At 66.4% G+C, this 18,019-nt stretch carries 18 protein-coding genes and 2 pseudogenes; 2 read left to right on the forward strand and 18 right to left on the reverse strand.

Annotated elements, in window-relative coordinates; translation table 11 throughout:
* The 4 genes and pseudogenes from G0A00_RS19585 to ybgC form a co-directional block, all read right to left on the reverse strand.
* Window positions 1-319, reverse strand: a pseudogene (locus G0A00_RS19585) (cell envelope biogenesis protein TolA); the annotation flags it as partial.
* Between the two features lie 10 nt (window positions 320-329).
* The gene (gene tolR / locus G0A00_RS19590) at window positions 330-821 is read right to left on the reverse strand and encodes a protein TolR (protein WP_066107648.1); all 492 of its coding nucleotides are present in this window, start codon (window positions 819-821) and stop codon (window positions 330-332) included.
* 3 nt (window positions 822-824) lie between these two features.
* Window positions 825-1,520 carry a protein TolQ gene (gene tolQ / locus G0A00_RS19595; RefSeq protein ID WP_066107651.1) on the reverse strand — a complete coding sequence of 232 codons (696 nt, stop codon included), beginning with the start codon at window positions 1,518-1,520 and terminating at the stop codon, window positions 825-827.
* A gap of 270 nt (window positions 1,521-1,790) precedes the next feature.
* Window positions 1,791-2,180: a tol-pal system-associated acyl-CoA thioesterase gene (gene ybgC, locus G0A00_RS19600; RefSeq protein WP_164183446.1), complete on the reverse strand. Its 390-nt coding sequence runs from the start codon at window positions 2,178-2,180 to the stop codon at window positions 1,791-1,793.
* A gap of 102 nt (window positions 2,181-2,282) precedes the next feature.
* Between ybgC and G0A00_RS19605 the strand changes: the two genes are divergently transcribed.
* Window positions 2,283-3,470, forward strand: a complete 1,188-nt coding sequence (locus tag G0A00_RS19605; protein WP_164183444.1) for an APC family permease — start codon at window positions 2,283-2,285, stop codon at window positions 3,468-3,470.
* Window positions 3,471-3,535: 65 nt separating this feature from the next.
* Here G0A00_RS19605 and G0A00_RS19610 read toward each other — a convergent pair whose 3' ends face one another.
* From G0A00_RS19610 to G0A00_RS19670, 14 genes and pseudogenes are all read right to left on the reverse strand, one after another.
* Window positions 3,536-4,792 carry an MFS transporter gene (locus G0A00_RS19610; protein WP_164183442.1) on the reverse strand — a complete coding sequence of 419 codons (1,257 nt, stop codon included), beginning with the start codon at window positions 4,790-4,792 and terminating at the stop codon, window positions 3,536-3,538.
* A gap of 11 nt (window positions 4,793-4,803) precedes the next feature.
* Complete coding sequence (locus G0A00_RS26590; RefSeq protein WP_368667723.1) at window positions 4,804-5,160, reverse strand: glutaredoxin domain-containing protein; 357 nt, start codon at window positions 5,158-5,160, stop codon at window positions 4,804-4,806.
* Between the two features lie 102 nt (window positions 5,161-5,262).
* A pseudogene (gene cysK / locus G0A00_RS19615) lies at window positions 5,263-6,300 on the reverse strand (cysteine synthase A); the annotation flags it as partial.
* A 37-nt stretch (window positions 6,301-6,337) separates the two neighbouring features.
* Window positions 6,338-6,493: a hypothetical protein gene (locus G0A00_RS19620; protein ID WP_164183439.1), complete on the reverse strand. Its 156-nt coding sequence runs from the start codon at window positions 6,491-6,493 to the stop codon at window positions 6,338-6,340.
* A 92-nt stretch (window positions 6,494-6,585) separates the two neighbouring features.
* The gene (locus G0A00_RS19625; RefSeq protein WP_164183437.1) at window positions 6,586-7,284 is read right to left on the reverse strand and encodes a response regulator; all 699 of its coding nucleotides are present in this window, start codon (window positions 7,282-7,284) and stop codon (window positions 6,586-6,588) included.
* Complete coding sequence (locus G0A00_RS19630; protein ID WP_164183434.1) at window positions 7,281-9,191, reverse strand: ATP-binding protein; 1,911 nt, start codon at window positions 9,189-9,191, stop codon at window positions 7,281-7,283. Before G0A00_RS19630 ends, G0A00_RS19625 begins: the two co-directional genes overlap by 4 nt.
* 2 nt (window positions 9,192-9,193) lie before the next feature.
* The gene (locus G0A00_RS19635) at window positions 9,194-10,246 is read right to left on the reverse strand and encodes an adenylate/guanylate cyclase domain-containing protein (protein WP_164183432.1); all 1,053 of its coding nucleotides are present in this window, start codon (window positions 10,244-10,246) and stop codon (window positions 9,194-9,196) included.
* 4 nt (window positions 10,247-10,250) lie between these two features.
* Entirely contained in the window at window positions 10,251-10,607 is a 357-nt protein-coding gene (locus G0A00_RS19640) for a group 1 truncated hemoglobin (protein WP_066105019.1), read from the reverse strand.
* A 314-nt stretch (window positions 10,608-10,921) separates the two neighbouring features.
* Window positions 10,922-11,854 (reverse strand): isoaspartyl peptidase/L-asparaginase family protein, encoded by a 933-nt coding sequence (locus G0A00_RS19645; protein ID WP_164183430.1) that lies wholly within the window; start codon window positions 11,852-11,854, stop codon window positions 10,922-10,924.
* Window positions 11,851-12,750: a polysaccharide deacetylase gene (locus G0A00_RS19650; protein ID WP_066105012.1), complete on the reverse strand. Its 900-nt coding sequence runs from the start codon at window positions 12,748-12,750 to the stop codon at window positions 11,851-11,853. Before G0A00_RS19650 ends, G0A00_RS19645 begins: the two co-directional genes overlap by 4 nt.
* Window positions 12,747-13,499: an SDR family NAD(P)-dependent oxidoreductase gene (locus G0A00_RS19655; protein WP_164183428.1), complete on the reverse strand. Its 753-nt coding sequence runs from the start codon at window positions 13,497-13,499 to the stop codon at window positions 12,747-12,749. The genes G0A00_RS19650 and G0A00_RS19655 overlap by 4 nt, the downstream gene beginning before the upstream one ends.
* Window positions 13,490-14,509 (reverse strand): ketopantoate reductase family protein, encoded by a 1,020-nt coding sequence (locus tag G0A00_RS19660; protein ID WP_164183426.1) that lies wholly within the window; start codon window positions 14,507-14,509, stop codon window positions 13,490-13,492. Before G0A00_RS19660 ends, G0A00_RS19655 begins: the two co-directional genes overlap by 10 nt.
* Window positions 14,506-15,207, reverse strand: coding sequence for a creatininase family protein (locus G0A00_RS19665; protein ID WP_164183424.1), 702 nt, complete (start codon window positions 15,205-15,207; stop codon window positions 14,506-14,508). The genes G0A00_RS19660 and G0A00_RS19665 overlap by 4 nt, the downstream gene beginning before the upstream one ends.
* Before the next feature lies 1 nt (window position 15,208).
* Entirely contained in the window at window positions 15,209-16,204 is a 996-nt protein-coding gene (locus tag G0A00_RS19670; protein WP_164183422.1) for a GntR family transcriptional regulator, read from the reverse strand.
* 169 nt (window positions 16,205-16,373) lie between these two features.
* Here G0A00_RS19670 and G0A00_RS19675 point away from each other — a divergent pair, with 169 nt between their 5' ends.
* Complete coding sequence (locus G0A00_RS19675) at window positions 16,374-17,945, forward strand: ABC transporter substrate-binding protein (protein ID WP_164183420.1); 1,572 nt, start codon at window positions 16,374-16,376, stop codon at window positions 17,943-17,945.
* Window positions 17,946-18,019: the final 74 nt, after the last annotated feature.

Here is an 18,019-nt window from a genome sequence, read left to right on the forward strand (position 1 = left end):
CCACCGGCTCGGGGGTGGTTTCCGGTGCCGGTTCGGGCGCGGGCTGCGGCGGCTCTGGGCTCGGCGCGGGTTCCGGCTCGGCGGGCGCAGGGGCCGGCTCGGGCTCGGGTTCCGCAGCGGGCGCGGGCGGTGCGTCGACCTCCTGAGCGGTCTCCGGCGATTGCGCGGCACGGGTCATCGCAGCGAACTCGGCTTCCGAGATCACCGTCACCGCCGAGGTCTCGACCTGCGGCGGATCGGGGCGGAACACATTGCCGAAGATCGCCCAGAGGATCACGGCAAGGTGCAGACCGCCCGAAATATAGAGGCTCTTGCGCAAGGGCGCTCCCTCAGTTGCCAGACAGTCCGGCCGCGCCGTCGAGCGCCGGGCCGCCGGTGTCGGTGACCAGACCGATCGACGAGAACCCGCCACGGTTCAGCGCGCCCATCACCTTGGCCACGGTGTCATAGGGCACCGAGCCGTCAGCGCGCAGGAAGATGCGGTCGTCACTGCGTTCCTCGGCGATGGCCCGCAGGCGCGGGGTCAGCTCGTCCATCGCCACCTCGGTGGTCTGGATCATCACCATGCCATCGGCGGCGATGGTGACGGTGAGCGGCTCCTCGGCCTCGTTCGGCAGCGCGGTCGCGGCGGTTTTCGGCAGCTCCACGGGCACGCCCACGGTGAGCAGCGGGGCCGCGACCATGAAGATGATCAGCAGCACCAGCATCACGTCCACCATCGGCGTGACGTTGATCTCGGCCATGGGCTGGCCGCCGCCACCAGAGCGGCGCCGCCTGCGGCGACCGCCGCCGCCTCCCTTTTTCATCACGCCTCCGGCCATGGTTCAGGCGTCCAGCTGGCGCGACAGGATGGTGGAGAACTCGTCGGCAAAGGCCTCATAGCCCGCGATCACGCGGTCCGAGTCTGCCGAGAGCTTGTTGTAGAAGATCACCGCCGGGATGGCCGCGACGAGGCCGAGCGCCGTGGCAAAGAGCGCCTCGGCGATCCCCGGAGCCACGACCACCAGCGAGGTGTCCTGCTGCGCGGCGATCTCGATGAAGGCATGCATGATGCCCCAGACCGTGCCGAAAAGCCCGACGAAGGGCGCCGCCGAGGCGACCGTGGCCAGCACCGGCAGTCCGCGCTGCAGCGCCTCAGCCTCTTTCTGGATCGCCACATCCATCGAACGGTCGATGCGCGCGCTGGCGTTGGCGATCATGCCGCCGTCGCCGCGATGCGAACGGCGCCATTCGGTCATGCCCGCGGCAAAGACCCGCTGCGCGCGGCCGCGCGGCTCGGGGCCGATCTGGTCAAACAGCTCGTCCAGCGGCTCGCCGGACCAGAAGGCGCGGTCGAAGACGGCGGCTTCGCGACGAGCGCGACGATAGGCGACGAGTTTCTCGAAGATGATCGCCCAAGCCCAGACCGAAGCGAGGATCAGCATCAGCATCACCAGCTTGACGGTCAGTGTGGCGCGGGCAAAGAGCCCCCACATGGAGAAATCGATCTCCTGCGCGAGCGCGAGGGTATTTGCGTCCATAAGCCTGCTCTTCCTCATGGGCTATGAAATGGCCTCTGTGCCGAGGCTCTGATTACCGGTCTACATAGCCGATTTGCAGCGCCGACACCAACACAATGGCGTCATTTTGGTGTCAGGGCGGCGCATTTCCCGCAGGAAATTGCCGATTTCCGTAGCGGCATGCAGGGCGTTTCGGGGGCGCTGCCCCCGCTTGGCCTACGGCCAATTCACCCCCGGCGTATTTTTAAAGAGAAGAAGGACCGGTAAAGAGAAGAAGGGCCGGCGGCGCGCTCAATGCACCTGCTGGCGGATCGCGGCGGGCAGGCGCGCGGGCTGGCCTTCGGCGGTGATCGCCACCAGCGTCACCTCGGCGCGGAACAGCGGCTTGCCCGCGCGCTGCACCTCCTGCACCAGTCCCAGCCGCACGCCGGAGACCGATTTCACCTCGGTGCGCACCATGAGATCTTCGTCGAAATGCGCCGGAGAGAGATAATCGGCCTCGAGCCGGCGGACAACGAAGACGATGCCCTCGGCCTCGCGCAGCGCGTTCTGGTCGATGCCGCGCGCACGCACCCAATCCGAGCGGGCGCGTTCGATGTATTTGAGGTAGTTGGCGTGGTAGACGATCCCCGCCATGTCGGTGTCTTCATAGTAGACACGCACCGGAAATTCATGGGCCATGCGCCACTCCTACAGCTTGCGGCGCGACCCTAGTGCGGCTGCGACATCGCCGCAAGCCGTGTCGCATTTCCTTTGCCGCCGCATGGGATTAGCGTGCACGGCATGATGACGATCGCAATTCTCGGCGCGGCGCTCTGCACGGCGCTTCTGCTGCTCTGGCCAAGGCTCTCGGGCGCGCCGCTCTGGCGCGCCACGATCACCCCTTTGGCCTCGATCATCGGCAGCGGCTTTCTGGTGCTGGGCCCGATCCTCGAGAGCGCCTATGGCATCTGGGCCCCGGCGGTGATGGCGGCGCTCTGCCTTGGGGCGTGGCTGTTTGGTGCCGCCGTCCGGGCCAATATCGCGCGCCGCGCAAAGGGAGCGCGCAGCGCCGCCGAGGAGCGTCTGGAAACCCTCGCCTCCTGGGCGCTGGCCTTCGCCTATGTGATTTCGGTGGCCTATTACCTCAACCTCTTCGGCGCGTTCGGCACCCGGCTGACACCGTGGAACGACCCGCTGCACGCCAAGCTGCTGACCAGCGCGATGCTGCTGATCGTGCTGGCGGTGGGCTGGACCCGTGGCTTCGGCGCGCTGGAGCGGATGGAGCAGATCGCCGTGGGGCTGAAGCTGGCGATCATCGCCGGGCTTCTGGCCGGGCTGGCGCTATACTTCGCGGGCAAACTCGAGGAGGGCGCGCTGCTGTCCAATCCGCCGGGCGTCTCGGGCTGGGCCGCGCTGAGCCTTGGCTTCGGCCTCATCGTCACGGTGCAGGGTTTTGAGACCACGCGCTATCTGGGAGCCGAATACACCGCCCCCACCCGCATCCGCGCGATGAAACTGGCGCAGGCGCTCTCGGCGGCGATCTACATGGCCTACATCGGGCTTATCGCCTATGTCTTCCCGCCCGGCACCGGCGATCAGAGCGAGACGGCGATCATCGGGCTGATGGGGCTGGTCGCGCCGATCCTGCCGCTGATGCTGACCGCCGCAGCGCTGGCGGCGCAGTTCAGCGCAGCCGTGGCCGACACCGGCGGTGCGGGCGGGCTGGTTGAGGAATTGACCCGGCGCCGCATCCGGGTGCGCAGCGCCTATGCGCTGCTGGTGGCGCTTGGCCTCGTACTGACCTGGACGCTGGATGTCTTTGAGATCATCGCCTTCGCCAGCCGCGCCTTTGCGCTTTATTACGCGCTGCAAAGCGGCATCGCCGCGCTGGCGGCGCGGGCCGAGGCGCGGCGCGGCACGGCGCTGGCCTTCGAGGCGCTGGCGCTGCTGGGACTGGTGATCGCGGTCTTCGGCGCTCCGGTGGAGTGAGGCGGGGCGCATCTGCGCCCCGTGCCTGCCAACTGAGGCCCACCCAGGCCCACCGCCGCGCAGGCTCAGCGGGCGATCTCGCCCGCCCCCTCCCATGCCGCCTCTGCAGGGTCATCCGCAGGGCTGCGGAACACCAGCCAGCCCAGCACCGAGAGCAGCGCAAGGTTCAGAACCCCGGCCAGCGCCGCGACGCCGAAGGTAAGCCCGTAGCTTCCGGTCATGTCGAAGAAGAGACCGCCGAGCCAGCCGCCGAGCCCATGCCCGCCCCATGCGAAGGCGATGATGATCCCGCCTGCCCCGGCGCGGCGGTCGGCGGGGATCAGCGCGCGGATGGTGGTCAGCACCCCGGTCATCACCCCGGCATAGCCAAAGCCGTAGACCGGCGCGAAGAGGTAGAAGAGCGAGATGTCGTCGATCTGGGTGAAGAGATAGACGAAGGCGGTCTGCCATGCGCTCGCCGCCATATAGGCCGGCAGCGCGCCGATCATATCGGCCAGCTTGCCGAAGGCCACGCGCCCGGCGATGGCGGCGATCATCATCACCAGCACCACGCTGCCCGCCTCCGAACCGCTGGCACCGCAAAGCTCTACGAGCGGTCCGAGGTGCATCAGCGGCACCGACATCAGCCCGCAACAGAAGATCACGCCGAGGCTCATCAGCACGACCACCGCCGGGGTCGGCACATTGGGCACCCGCTGTGCCGGAGCCGCCGCGCCCGCCGCCTGCGCATCCGGGGCGCGAGTCAGCAGGGCCAGCGGCACCAGCAGCACGAGGGTGAAGATGCCGATGGCGATGAAAGCGCCGCGCCAGCCGAAGCTCTCGATCAGCAGCGCATTGGCAAGCGGGATGCCGCCCTGCCCCATGGCCTGCCCCGCCGAGACGATGCCGATGGCAAGCCCCGCGCCGGTGCTGAACCAGCGCCCGACGAGGGCAAAGAGCGGCGCGAAGAGCGCCCCGCCACCAAGCGCTCCGGCCACGAAGAAGAGCGCGTAGAGCTGCCAGAGCGACGACGCGAAACCTGCCGCCGTGACACAAGCACCGGTGACCAGCGCGCCGGTGAGAATGACCTTACGCGTCTCGATCCGGTCGGCCAGCCAGCCCATGCCGATCCCGCCAAGCGCGAGGCCGATCAGCCCCGCCGAGTTGATCAACGCGATGTCGGCGCGGCTCCAACCCATCGCTGTCTCAAGCGGGGTGAAAAACGCCGAAAGCCCGTTCACCAGCTGCCCCAGCGCCACCGCCAGCAGCAGCGAGGCGGCGATCACGATCACCCAGCGATAGCGGTCAGGCGCCGCTTGGGGCGCCTTCGATGCCTGTTCCATTCCCCTGCTCCTTACGCCGCCGACGGCTTGCGGGGATGCAGCCAGCCGGGCAGGAAATCATAGGCATTGCCGATGCCTTCGGTGCCGATCTCGCGGCCATGCTGCGCCAGAAGCTCCTGAAGAGCGCCGCTGTTGAACGCGTCAAAGGTCTCGGTCGCGCCGCCAAGATGCTGCCCGCCGACAAAGATCTGCGGGATGGTCACCGCGCCGGTCTTTTCGGCAAGCGCCTTGCGCAGCGCCCCGCCCCGATCGCCTTCGCGGTAGGCCGCGCCGTCGAGATCGACCGAAGTGTAGGAGATCCCAGCGGCGGCGAAAAGCTTGCGCACGGACCAGCAGAACTCGCACCATTCCAGCGCGAAAAAGACCACCGGCTCCTCGGGATCGGAAAGCAGCGCCTGAAGCTCGGCGCGCGCCTCGGGAGAGGCTTCTGCCGGGGCGGCCTGCGGCGCAGGCGCAGCGCTGGCGTCGAAGCGGAAGCGTGGGGTCGAGGCGGCGATGGCCATCTCCTCGGCGTTCATCACCTCCTCGATGGCCCCGAAAAGCGGGGTCGAGAGGTAGCGCTCGCCGGTGTCCGGCAGCATGGCGAGGATACGCGCCCCGCGCGGTGCGCTGCGCGCAATGTCGAGCGCGGCGGCAAAGGTGGCCCCGGCGGAGGTGCCGCAGAGGATGCCCTCAAAGCGGGCCAAGTCTTGCGCGCATTTCATCGCATCCGCCCCGGCCACCGGGCGGATCTCGTCGATCCATCCGGCTTCGAGCACGTCATTGGCCAGCTTCGGGATGAAATCTGGCGTCCAGCCCTGCATCAGATGCGGACGGAAGGCGGGATGACTGGCGGCGGGCGAGCCGTCCTCGTTGAAGGGCTGCACCACGCCCGAAGACAGCAGCGCGGAATTGTCCGGCTCCGAGGCGATGATCTTTGTGGTCGGGCTGCGCTCTTTGAGTTTGCGCGCCACGCCCTTCATCGTGCCGCCGGTGCCGAAACCCGACACCCAATAGTCGAGCGGCGCATCGTCGAAAGTGGCGAGGATTTCCTCGGCGGTGGTGCGCGAATGCATGTCGGGGCCCGCCTCGTTCTCGAACTGGCGGGCAAGGAACCAGCCATGTTCCTCGGCCAGTTCGCGCGCCTTGGCGATCATTCCCGAGCCTTTCTCGGAGGCGGGGGTCAGCACCACTTTGGCCCCCAGAAAGCGCATCAGCTTGCGGCGTTCGATGCTGAAGCTTTCGGCCATGGTCACCACCAGCGGATAGCCCTTGGCGGCGCAGACCATGGCGAGCCCGATGCCGGTATTGCCCGAGGTCGCCTCGATCACCGTCTGGCCGGGCTTCAGCGAGCCATCGCGCTCGGCCGCTTCGATGATCCCCAGCGCCAGCCGGTCCTTGACCGAACTCATGGGGTTGAAGGCCTCGAGCTTGACGTAAAGCTCGACGCCCTCGGGCGCGAGGCGGTTGATGCGCACGATCGGGGTGTTGCCGATGGTTTCGAGGATCGAGGGGAATGCTTTGGTCATCAGGAAAGTCCTTGTGTTCAGGATGTGTGTGCGGAGGTCAGAAAAGCGGAAGACCGCAATGAACGAAGACGCCGCTGGCGAGCGCGAAGGCCACTGTGCCGAGCAGCCTCCGCCCGCCACGCGCCTTAAGCGCGGCGGGTGGAATGGAGGGATGTGGGCGGATGTCGGCGATAGTCTGCGGTGTCAGGTTCATGGCGCGATCCTTTCGTTCGGATGATGCAGCCAGTCTCGCCGTTCCGCGTTTCGCGCCCATGTCCCCACATGCAGGCGCGTGTTTCAAAGGTTTCAGCCCGGATCGTAGATATAGCCGATGCCGCGTACGGTGCGGATCACCTCGGGCTTGGCGGGGTTCACCTCGATCTTCTTGCGGATGCGCGAGATGCGGATGTCGATCGAGCGATCGAAAGGATCCCATGCCCGGTCATGCGCCCCTTCGAGGATCTGGTCGCGGTTCAGCACGCGCCCCCGGTTGCGCGCGAAGAGCTTCAGCAGGTTGAACTCCATCGCCGTCAGCGGCATCTCGGCGCCATCTTCGTCAAAGAGCTTGGCGGCCTCGAGATCGAGCCACGCCTTGCCAAAGCGGAAGCGGCTGCGCTCTTGCGGGGCCTCGGCGGGCGCGCTGAGCCGCCGCCGCAGCACCGCCCGGATGCGCGAGACCAATTCGCGCAGATCCACCGGCTTTGCGAGATAATCGTCGGCGCCCATCTCCAGCCCCACCACCCGGTCGATCACATCGCCCGCAGCGGTCAGCATGATCACCATCGGCGCTTCGGGCCCCTGCAGGCTGCGCAGCACGGAAAGCCCGTCCTCGCCGGGCATATTGATGTCGAGCAGGATGAGATCCGGCCGCGCCACCGCAAGGCTGGTGCGCAGGTCGTCGGCACCCCCGGCGAGCGTGGTGCGAAACCCGTGCTTGCCAAGATATTCGGCCAGCATTTCGCGCAGGTCCCGCTCGTCGTCGCAAATGAGGATGTGATCGCTCATCCTCCGGCCCCTTCAAGCATGGCGCGGGCCAGCCGTCGCAACTCTTCAGGGGCGATGGGCTTTTCGAGGAAGGGCCGCCCTGCGCCGTCAAGAAAGCCGCGGGCCTGCGGGCTCATCGTGTCGCCGGTGACAAAGCCCATGCGGCGCGCCTGTCCGGGACGGTCGCGCATCAGCCGCTCATAAAACCCCCGCCCGCCAAGACCGGGCATATTGAGATCGCTCAGGATCAGCGCGAACTCGCGCGTCTCGAGCTTTTCCAGCGCTGCTTCGGCGGTGCCTGCCACCTCCACGTCGAAACCATCGCGCAGCAAAATCTCGCGGATGAGGTCAGAAACGTCGGGCTCGTCATCGACCACAAGCACCGCGCCACGCGCCTCGGCAGGCGCGGCGCGCGGGCCCTCGCCCGCTCCGGCGCTCTCGGCCTCGGTGGACGGCAGCCGCACGACCAGCGTCGCCCCCTGCCCGCCTTCGGCGAGCCTGATCTGCCCGGCGTGGGCAGTGGCGATCCGGTGACAAAGCGCCAACCCGATCCCCGTGCCCGACCCCACCGGCTTGGTGGTGAACAGCGGATCAAAGATGCGGCTGCGGATGTCCTTGGGGATGCCCGGCCCATTGTCGGCCACGCGCAGTTCCACCATCTGCGCCCCCGGATCATGGCTCAGCGTCACGCGGATCAGATCGCCGATCCCGCTTTCCTCAATCGCCTGATCGGCGTTGGTCACGAGGTTGATCACCAGTTGCGAGACCTGATGCGCATCGCCGCGCACCGTGGGCAAATCGGGCGCGATCTCGACCTCGACCCGCGTCGCAAGACCGTCGGCACCGTTGCGCAGCGCGTCGACCGCCATCTGCGCCGTCTCGGCCATATCCATCGGCACCAGCCGCGCGGGCTGCTGCCGGGCCATGGCAAGGAAGGATTTCACAATGCGGGCGCAGCGCTCGGCGGCCTCGGAAATCTTCTCGACCCGGCGCCGCACATCGTCCGAGATATCCTCGTCGCGCAGCATCAGCGCGTGGCCGACGACCACCGAAAGCGGATTGTTCAGCTCATGGGCCACACCGGCAAGAAGCTCACCCAGCGCCGACATCTTCTCGGCCTGAAAGATCTGTTCGCGCTGCTCGGCAAGGCGGCGGCGCAGATCCACCTCCTTTGAGACATCGACGGTGGAGGACACCAGCACATCCTCGCCGCGGTATTGGATCAGCCGTGCCGAGACGAGGCTGGGAAAGCGCGTGCCGCTGGCGCGGACGCCGGTCACCGGCATGTCGTCCACCCGTCCATCGGGCAGCACAGCGGTGACGAAATCGGCCCGTTCGGCGCGCGAGGCGAAATGCGCATGGGTGTGTGCGGCGTTGCCCAGAAGCTCTGTCGCGGCGGGCGAGCGGTAGATCACCTCGCCGTCGCCGACGCGCGACATGATGATATTGGCCGGGCAGTTCTCGAGCACCTTGCGCACCAGCTGATCGGCGGCGCGCTCGGCCTCTTCGAAGGCGTGATGCTCGGTGACATCCGTCTGCACCAGAACGAAGCCTCCCGCTGCGGTGCTGCGCAGCAGCAGTTCGAACACCCGGTCGCCGCTCTCGAGCTCCAGCGGCGTGACCATCCAGTCGCCGCCGGCAAGCCGCGCCTCCATGAAGCTGAGCCGCTCGGCGTCCTCGGCAGTGAGCCCGCCGCGCGCCGCCCATTCGCGCAGCAAAAGCGCCCAGTCCAGCCCTGGCTCCAATAGCCCCGAGAGCGCCGGGTTCATCTCGTGAAAGCCCGAGTTGAAGCGCAGGAGCACGGCGTTTTCGTCGAAGATCGCGAGCCCCTCGGACAGCGCGTCGATCACCTCTTCGAGCATGTCCGAAGGCTGCCGGTCCGGGCCTGCGCCCGCCTCCGGCATCGAGGGATCGAAACGCACCGCCATGATCAGCCGCCCTGCGCCGCGCGCATCTGCTCGGCCTCTATGCGGAACACCGGTTCTTCGATTTCGTCCGAGAGCGCCAGCCGCCCCACTTCCGAGGCGGTGAACTGGTCATCGAGGCTCTGCGTCGCGGCACCATTGCCGGTGATCGTCATCGGCTCGGCCATGTAGCGTAGGCGGCTGGCGTAGATCACCGCCGGGCCGAAGACGTCGTAGATGTATTTCTGCACCCCCACCACAGAGCCCACCACAGGCCCCGAGGCGATGCCGACGCGGCAGCTCCACTGGATCGGATGGCTGGCGTTGCGCTGGTGCAGGTAGCGCATGAACCGGATCGCCGCATTGGCCGCCGCCTGCGCGTGGTCCTCGGTGGGATCGGGCATGCCCGCGACACCGATGTAGAGATCGCCCACCGCACGGATCCGGGCACAGCCGAACTGCTCTCCGATCCGGTCGAAGGCGGTGTAGATGTCGTTGAGTTCCGACACGATCACCGCAGGCTCATGGGCGGTGACCATCTCGGCAAAGCCGATGAAGTCGATACAGACCACCGAAACCGGATCGTAAAGCCGGGGCGTGACGATGCCGAAGGTCTTGTATTCCTCATAGACCGAGCGCGGCATCATGTTGAGCAGCAGCTTCTCGACCTGCTCCTTCTCGCGCTTGATCTCGCGGGTGTTGCGCTCGACCATCACCGAGTAGCTGTCGATCATCGACTCCAGCTCTTTGATGCGCGAGATGTTCTGGCACACCAACACCACGATCGGCTCTTCCTCGTCGAGCGCGCGATTGAAATCCATCGCCACGGTCATCGTGCGGCGGCGCAGGCGAAAGGTGGTCTCGGTGGCGTGTCGGCCCTCGGCGGTCAGCGCCGCGCGCAGCGTCTCGCTGTCGAAGTCCTGAAAGTTGTCGAGCAGATTGCTTCCGATCTCCATTTCGCCGAACCAGCCGCGGAAGGTGTCGTTGCAAAAGCGCAGCCGCAGCGTCTCGAGATCGAGCAGCGCCACCCCGACCCCGATGGCCCTGAGCAGCTGTTCGTTGATCGCGGCGATGGTCATGGGCCTACTCCGTCACCAGTCCGCGCCGCGCCTCGAAAGCCCCAAGGATGATCTCCTGATCCTCGGGGGCGACGCCGTGGTCGGCGAGTGTGGCGCGCAGCAGCCCCTGCAATTTGTCGAAATGGGCCTGCTGGATGTCGAGATGCCTGTGCATCCGGCGGATTTGCTCGTCGGTGTAGGAGGCCGGGCCGCCCATCAGCGACGAGACGAATTTGGTCTGGTGATCGACGATGCGCGCCATGTCGATCTCGTCGAAGAACGGGCCGACGTCGTCATCGTCGAGAAGCCGGTCATAGAGGTCGAGGACGATCTTGCTGACGACGGAAAAGCCGCCGTACTTTTCGAAAAGGGATTTCTCCATCGCCACCTCCCCCGGGGCAAAGCCCCTCACGGCGTGAAAATTCTCTGTTTTGAAATCTCCTATAAACATGCGGGATCTTGCACCTCTGTGGCAAGGATTTCATCCGGGGGCGGATATTCAGCCTTGCGTGCAAAGGTTTCCGGCATGTGTCGCGGCCCGGCGGCTTGTGTTTCGATTGTTTCAATCGAAGCCGCCTGACATCGCGTCCGGGCCTGGGTTTGGGTCTTAGTCTGGGTCTGGTTTGGGCGCAGACCGCGGCCGGTCCGGCAGAGCCGGACCAGCCATTCTGTTTGAGTGGGTCGCGGGTCCGGGGCTCAGGCGTCGCGGTAGATCGCGACCTGCGGCGCTTCGCCTTCGCGCACCGAGCCGCGGTACATGCCCTCGCAGTTAAACGGCATCGAGATCGACCCGTCGTGGGCGATGGCGATCACTCCGCCAGAGCCGTCGTGATCATGCAGGTCCTTCATCACCACATGCTGCGCCGCCTCGTCGAGCGACTGGCCAAGAAAACGCATCCGCGCGGCGATCTCGCTGCCAGCGGTATAGCGGATGAAGACCTCGCCATGGCCGGTGCCCGACACGGCGCAGGTGGCGTTCTCGGCGAAGGTCCCGGCCCCCGGCAGCGGCGTGTCCCCCACCCGTCCCGGCAGTTTCGCGGTCATGCCGCCGGTCGAGGTGGCGGCGGCGAGATTGCCCGCACGGTCCCGCGCGACGGCACCGACGGTGCCGTGGCGGCGGGCGGGATCGTCGCTTTCCTGCCCTTTGCGGCGCATCTCCATCGTCTCTTGCAGCGCGTCCCAGCGCGCCTGCGTGAAGAAATAGTCGCGCTCTTCAAAGGGCAGCCCGGCATCGCGGGCGATCTGCAGCGCCATCGGGCCGATGAGCAGCACATGCGGGGTTGTCTCCATCACCGCGCGCGCCACGCGCACCGGGTTGCGCGGGCCGAAGATACCGGCCACCGCCCCGGCGCTGCGGTCGCGCCCGTCCATGACGCAGGCGTCCATCTCCTGCGCTCCCTCGGTGGTGAAGACCGCGCCGCGCCCGGCGTTGAACAGCGGCTCATCCTCCAGCGCGCAGACGGCGGCAGTCACCGCGTCCATCGCCGTGCCGTCCTGCCGCAGCACGTCTTCGCCAGCGGCCACGGCGCGGGCCAGACCGGCCTTATAGGCCGCTTCCTTCTCGGCGGTCATCTGCGAGCGCAGGATGGTTCCGGCGCCCCCATGAATGGCTAGCGAATAGGTGCTCATGACGTTCCTTTCAGCCCGGCCTGCTCGGCGCAGTAGCGGGCGATCTCGGCATGCGGGGCGATCCAGCAATCGCCCTTGGCGGTGATGTGCTCGAGCAATTGCTCGAGAATGAAAATGCGCGAGCGGTACCCGGTGACATGCGGATGCATGGTCAGCAGGAACAGCCCGCCCTCGGCATAAGCCCCATCAAATTCGCGGCGGAAAATGTCGAGCACGTCGGTCGGCGGCGTATAGGGCCGGTGCGGGCCAAAGCGGTTCATCATGAAGTAGACCGCATCATCGCGGATCCATTCCACCGGCAACTCTACGATGCCCGTCGGCTCGCCATCGTCGAGGATCTCGAAGGGATCGTCATCGTTGAACAGCGAGCTGTCATAGAGCAGCCCCATCTCGCGCGCGATCTTCAGCGTCACGGCGGAGTAGTCCCACGAAGGCGTGCGCATCCCCACCGGGCGGGTGCCGGTGATCTGCTCGAGCGTGTCGGCAGAGCGCAGCATCAGATCGCGCTCCGCCTCGGGCGGGACCAGCGTGTTGCGCTCGTGGATCCAACCGTGCAGGCCGATTTCATGGCCTTCCTGCGCCAGCATACGCTGCTCTTCGGGATGCAGCAGCGCCGCCACCGCGGGCACGAAGAAGCTGGCCTTCACGTCGAAGCGGTCGAGCACCTTCTTGATCCGCGGGATGCCGCGACGGGTGCCGTATTCGCCCCATCCGAGCCGGGCGATCGAAGTGCCGCCATCGCGCAATTCGTTGGTTTCATGGTCGCTGTCAAAGCTCAGCGCCACGGCGCAGCGCGCGCCGCCGGGCCAGCGCTCCGGCAACAGGCTGCGCCCGGCGCGCACCTGCTCGACCATGCCGCGCCACTGCGCTTCTTCCCATTCATACGGCTCGCTCATGCGTGACCTCCGTCCACGGACAGCACCTGTCCGCTGATCCATTCCGCCGCGTCCGAGGCCAGAAAGGCCACCGCGCTGGCGATGTCGTCCGGGCGCCCGAGGCGCCGGGTGTGAATTGCGTTCAACACGGTCTTCTGGCGCTCTGACCCAAAGGCTTCCCACTGTTTCTCGGTCGAAGGGTTGGAGAGCACAAAGCCCGGCGCCACCGAATTGACGGTGATCCCCTGCGGCCCCAGTTCCAGCGCCAGTTGCCGGGTCAGCCCGACCAGCGCGTGTTTGGCCGAGGCATAGGCCTGAATGCCGGTGAGGCTGGGGCGCAGCCCCGCGCCCGAAGAGATGGTGATGATCCGCCCGCTGCCGCGCGCCCGCATCCCCGGCACAACCGCCTGTGCGCACCACATGGCCGCGTCGACATTGGCGCCAAAGATCGCGTGCCAATCCTCTTCGCCGATCTCGTCGATGGGGCGGCCGACCTGTCCGCGCACCCCGCCCGCAGAGGTGACCAGAATGTCGATCTTTCCATGCTGCGCGAGCACCGCCTCGATAGCGGCGGCGGCACTGTCACGGCTGCCGAGATCGGCAGCGTGACGGCTGATCCCCTCGGCCTCGAGCGGCGCCATGCCCTCCAAGTCGATATCGAGCGCCGCCACGGTCGCGCCCGATGCTGCAAAACGCCGGGCGATGGCCGCGCCGATGCCCTGCGCCGCGCCGGTGACGGCGACGGTCTTTCCTTCAAAATTCAGGTGCATATCGGCAGCATCTCCGTCACCAGTTCCGCCGATTGTGGGCGGCGGCCTTCTTCGATGTCGTGGATCAACTCGACCATGCGGGCGATGGCAGAGACGTCGACGCCATGCGCCCGGCCCAGCTCGACCATGATGCCGATCTGCGCATCCACCTCGGTGCGGCGCTTGCGCACCGCCAGATCGCGCCAGATGCCCGAGTGGGTTTTGGCGGTCTTGCGGTTGTGGGCCACCATCTTGTCCATCGAGGCGTCGATCGCCGCACGGTCGGCGCGGCGGAAGGCGTCGGGGTCGAACCCGTTGAAGCCAAGCGGCGTGACCCCCTCGGCGGCGGCCAGCGTCATCACCTCGTGGCCAAGCCGCGCATAGACCTCGCGGTGCTCGGAACGGGCCATGGCATCGGACATGCTGTCGGGCGTCAGCGCCGTGCAAAACAGCAGCGATCCATAACCCATCTTGCCCCAGAGATAGCCCCAGATGTTGTCGGTGAGCACCGCCTCGGGTTCCAGAACCGAAAGCAGCGCGTGCACCTCGCGCGCGCGGTCGGTGATCTGCCCGTCAAGCTCGCCCACGGCAACTGCGGCGCGGTTGCCAAAAAGGATGCGCCCCGGCTCCAGCCAGTCGGCGCCGTAATTGACGAAACAGCCCACGGTGTTCTCGGCCCCGATGCGCGCCGCGATGGTGCGCTCGTTGAGGCCGTTCTGCGCCGAGACCACATAGCCACCCTCGGCCAGATGCGGGATCAGCATGTCGAGCGCCGCCTCAGTGATATGCGCCTTCACCGCAAGGATGATGCGGCTGTAGCGCCCGGTCAGTTCCTGAGGCGTGCTGGCGGGCAGAACCTGCGTGAAGGTCTCGACCGGCCCTTCGATGTGCAAACCGCTGGTGCGCATCGCCTCGACATGTTCGGGCACGATATCGACCATATGGACGGCGTGTCCCGCGCGGGCGAGATAGGCACCGATGATGCCGCCGATGGCCCCCGCCCCCCAGATCAGGATCGGATCATCGCTCATGCCCAATCCCCTTCGAGCAGCGCGCGGGTCTCGGCCACTGCGGTGGCCCAAAGGCGGTCCGTGTCGGCCTCGGGTTTCTGGTAGACGCCGCCATAGTTGCCGTCGCCGATCAGCTCGCGCACGCCAGCCGCGTTGCGGTCGCGCAGGCGCTCGAAGGGCACGAACGGCTTTTGCTCAGTCGGCAACTCACGGCCCGGCAGGCGCGTCCACGGGAAGTTCTCCATCCAGCTGGCATGGCTGGCCACCGGGTCGATCTCTTGCACGCAGGCCCATGTCTTGGGGGCGCGCCACCAGTCGTGGAACCGGCAGCGGGCACCGGGGTTGGCCTCCATCCACTCCATGGTGACCGGCTGGACGGGGCTGTTGCCACCGTGGCCGTTGACGATCAGGATCCGGCGGAAGCCGGTGGCGTAGAGGCTGTCGAGGATATCGCGCAGCAGCGCCGCATAGGTCGACAGCTTCAGCGTCACGCTGCCCGGAAACGCCATGAAGTAAGGCGTCAGACCATAGGCCACCGCGGGAAACACCGGCACGCCCAGAGGTTCGGCGGCATCGGCCCCCACCTTCTCGGAGAGGATCGAGTCGACCGACAGGCTCAGATAGGCGTGCTGCTCGGTGCTGCCGAGCGGCAGCACGCAGCGGTCGTCCGTCTCGAGGTATTTCTCGACCTCGAACCAGTTGCTTTCGGAAATCTTCACGTCACGCTTCCTTCTGTGTGCCCAGACGCAGACGGACGGCCTCGATAGCTGGGAGGAGCTCGGCCTTCACGGATTGATTGTCTGGGGTATGTCGATACTCGAATGCGGTCTGGCCCGGCGCCAGATCGGCCTGCACGTATTCCGCCCCGGTGGCGAAAACGAGCACGCTGGCCTCGGCGATCAGCGCCTCGGCTCCGGGCTCGCCGCGCACCGCCATGGAGACATCGGCCACATGCGGCGCAAAGCGCCGGATGCCCGCCTTCATGATGGTGACGAACTCGGGGAAATAGGAATAGCCGACCACGCGGGCGTCAGAGGGCAGCGAGGCCAGCGCGACCCGCGTCGCCTCGTCGGGGATCAGCGTCAGCCCGCAGACCTCGGCCTGCGGAAACAGGTCTCTTGCGGCGCCGAGCAGCGTGCGCGGCACAAGCACCACGTCGATGCCCTGCGGCAGCGCCGCGCGCACCTCCGACAGCACCGCAACGCTCATCGCATCGCCGTCGCGCAGCTTTGGGCGCAGAGCTGCGGCATACGCCTCGGTCGCATCGTGGAAATTGCCCAGCATCAGCAGGCGCAGCGGACGGCGGGACCGGCCTTGCGCCGAAGCGACCCGCGTGGCGATGTCGGCGGCGCTGAAACCGCACTGACGCCCCACCGCGAGCAACTCGCCGATCAGATCGTCGAGCTTGCGCAGATGCGCGGCATTGCCCACCGACGCACCGGGCGCGACGAAAGTGCCAGAGCCCACCCTGCCCTCGATATGACCCGCGTCCTGCAGCGCGGCATAGACGGTGCTGACGGTGACCGGCGATATCCCCAGCCGCGCCGCCATGACCCGCACAGAGGGCAATCGCGCCCCGGCGGGCAGCTCGCCCGAGGCGATTCCGAACTCCAGCGCGCCGCGCAACTGGACGGAGACTGATACCGAAGATGCCCGGTCGATCGCCTCCGCGAGCCGCTCAAGGGACCGATCGAGCTGTGCCTGTTTTTCACTCATTTCGTGACAATGCATTAGAACACTTAACCTGCCAAGTGTTATATGTTTACCCGCCTAAAATTGAAGCGCGCCGTAAATCTCGCAGATTTTCGTTACAACATTTTCTTGACCGTATCAGAATCCGCCGACAGTGTGACATCATAAGATAACACAACAGGGAATTCACATTATGACGAGAGCGACCCTAAAGTCCGCCGTCGCAGCGCTTGCGCTGCTGGCCGCCGCGCCGATGGCCATGGCCGAAGATCTGGTGATCGGCCTGCGCGCCGGTCCGGATTCCATTGACCCGCATTGGTCGACGCTTGGCAGTCAGGCCGAAGCGCTGCGCCACATCTACGACACGCTGGTCGACGTGGATGACAACCTGCAGCTCAAGCCCGGTCTCGCCCTCTCGTGGGAAGCCGTCGACGACACCACTTGGGATTTCAAACTGCGCGAAGGCGTGAAATTCCACGATGGCACCGATTTCACCGCCGAGGACGTGAAATTCTCGATCGAGCGCATCCCCGAGGTCACCGGCCCGATGTCGATGACGCTCTACACCAAATACGTCGACAGCGTTGAGGTCATCGACGACTACACGCTGCGCATTCACACCAAGGGTATCGCTCCCGCCCTGCCGAACGACTTCACCCGCCTTTTCGTCGTGCCGTCGGAAACCGGCATGGAAGCGCGCAACGAAGAGTTCAACTCGGGCGCCAAGGCGATCGGCACCGGCCCCTACAAATTCGTTTCGTGGCAGCCCAAGGGCGATCTCGTGCTCGAGAAGTTCGACGGCTACTGGGCGGAAACCCCGATCTGGGAAAAGGTCATCCGCAAGGAGATCCCCGACGATGCCGCCCGCGTCGCGGCGCTGCGCTCGGGTGAGGTGGACCTGATCAACTACGTGCCCGCGTCGGACTATCTGGCGATGAAGAACGACTCCGATCTCGAGACCTTCATTTCCGACTCGGTCTACATTCTCAACGTGCAACCCTCGGTCGTTGACGAAGAGCCGCAGCCGATCACCATCAACGGCGAGCCGGTCGACGGCAACCCGCTGCAGGATGTGCGCGTGCGCAAGGCGCTCGATCTGGCGATCAACCGTGACGTTCTGGTCAACGTCGTGCTCGAAGGTCTCGGCACCCCCGCCAACCAGCTGATGCCCGAAGGGTTCTTTGGCTACACCGACGAGCTTGGCGCGCGTGAGTATGACATCGAGCAGGCCAAGGCTCTGCTGGAAGAGGCTGGCTATCCCGAAGGCTTCGAGATCGATTTCACCTGCACCAACAACCGCGTGCCCGGCGACGCCGTGGTCTGCGAGGCGCTGGCGCAGATGTGGTCGCGCCTTGGTCTGACGGTGAACGCGCAGGCGCTCAACGGCACGGTCTTCTTCCCCGCCGCCGCGCGCAAGGAATACACGATGGCCATGTCCGCATGGGGCACGCTGACCGGCGAGGCCGCCTATACCTATGGCGCGCTGGCCCACACCCAGGACGAAGAGAAGGGCTTCGGCAACTTCAACCGCACCGGCTATTCCAACCCCGAGTTCGACAAGGTGTTCGATGAGGGCGCGCAGACGCTCGACCCCGAAGAGCGCCGCAAGCTCTATGAGCAGGCGTCTTACATCGCGATGGAAGACCGGGCGCTGATCCCGACGGTGATCCTGCAGACGGTCTGGGCCGCTGACAAAGACACGCTGAGCTTCGCGCCGCGCGTCGATCAGGAAACCCGCGCCTACGAGATTACTCCGGTCGAGTGATCCCCTTTCGGGTGCCCCTCGGGGCACTCTGATTACCCTCATGCGCGCGGCGGCCTTGGGCGGCCGCGCGTCTC

Origin of the sequence: Salipiger sp. PrR002, assembly GCF_010500775.1 — a bacterium.
In the GTDB taxonomy this organism is placed as follows: domain Bacteria; phylum Pseudomonadota; class Alphaproteobacteria; order Rhodobacterales; family Rhodobacteraceae; genus Salipiger.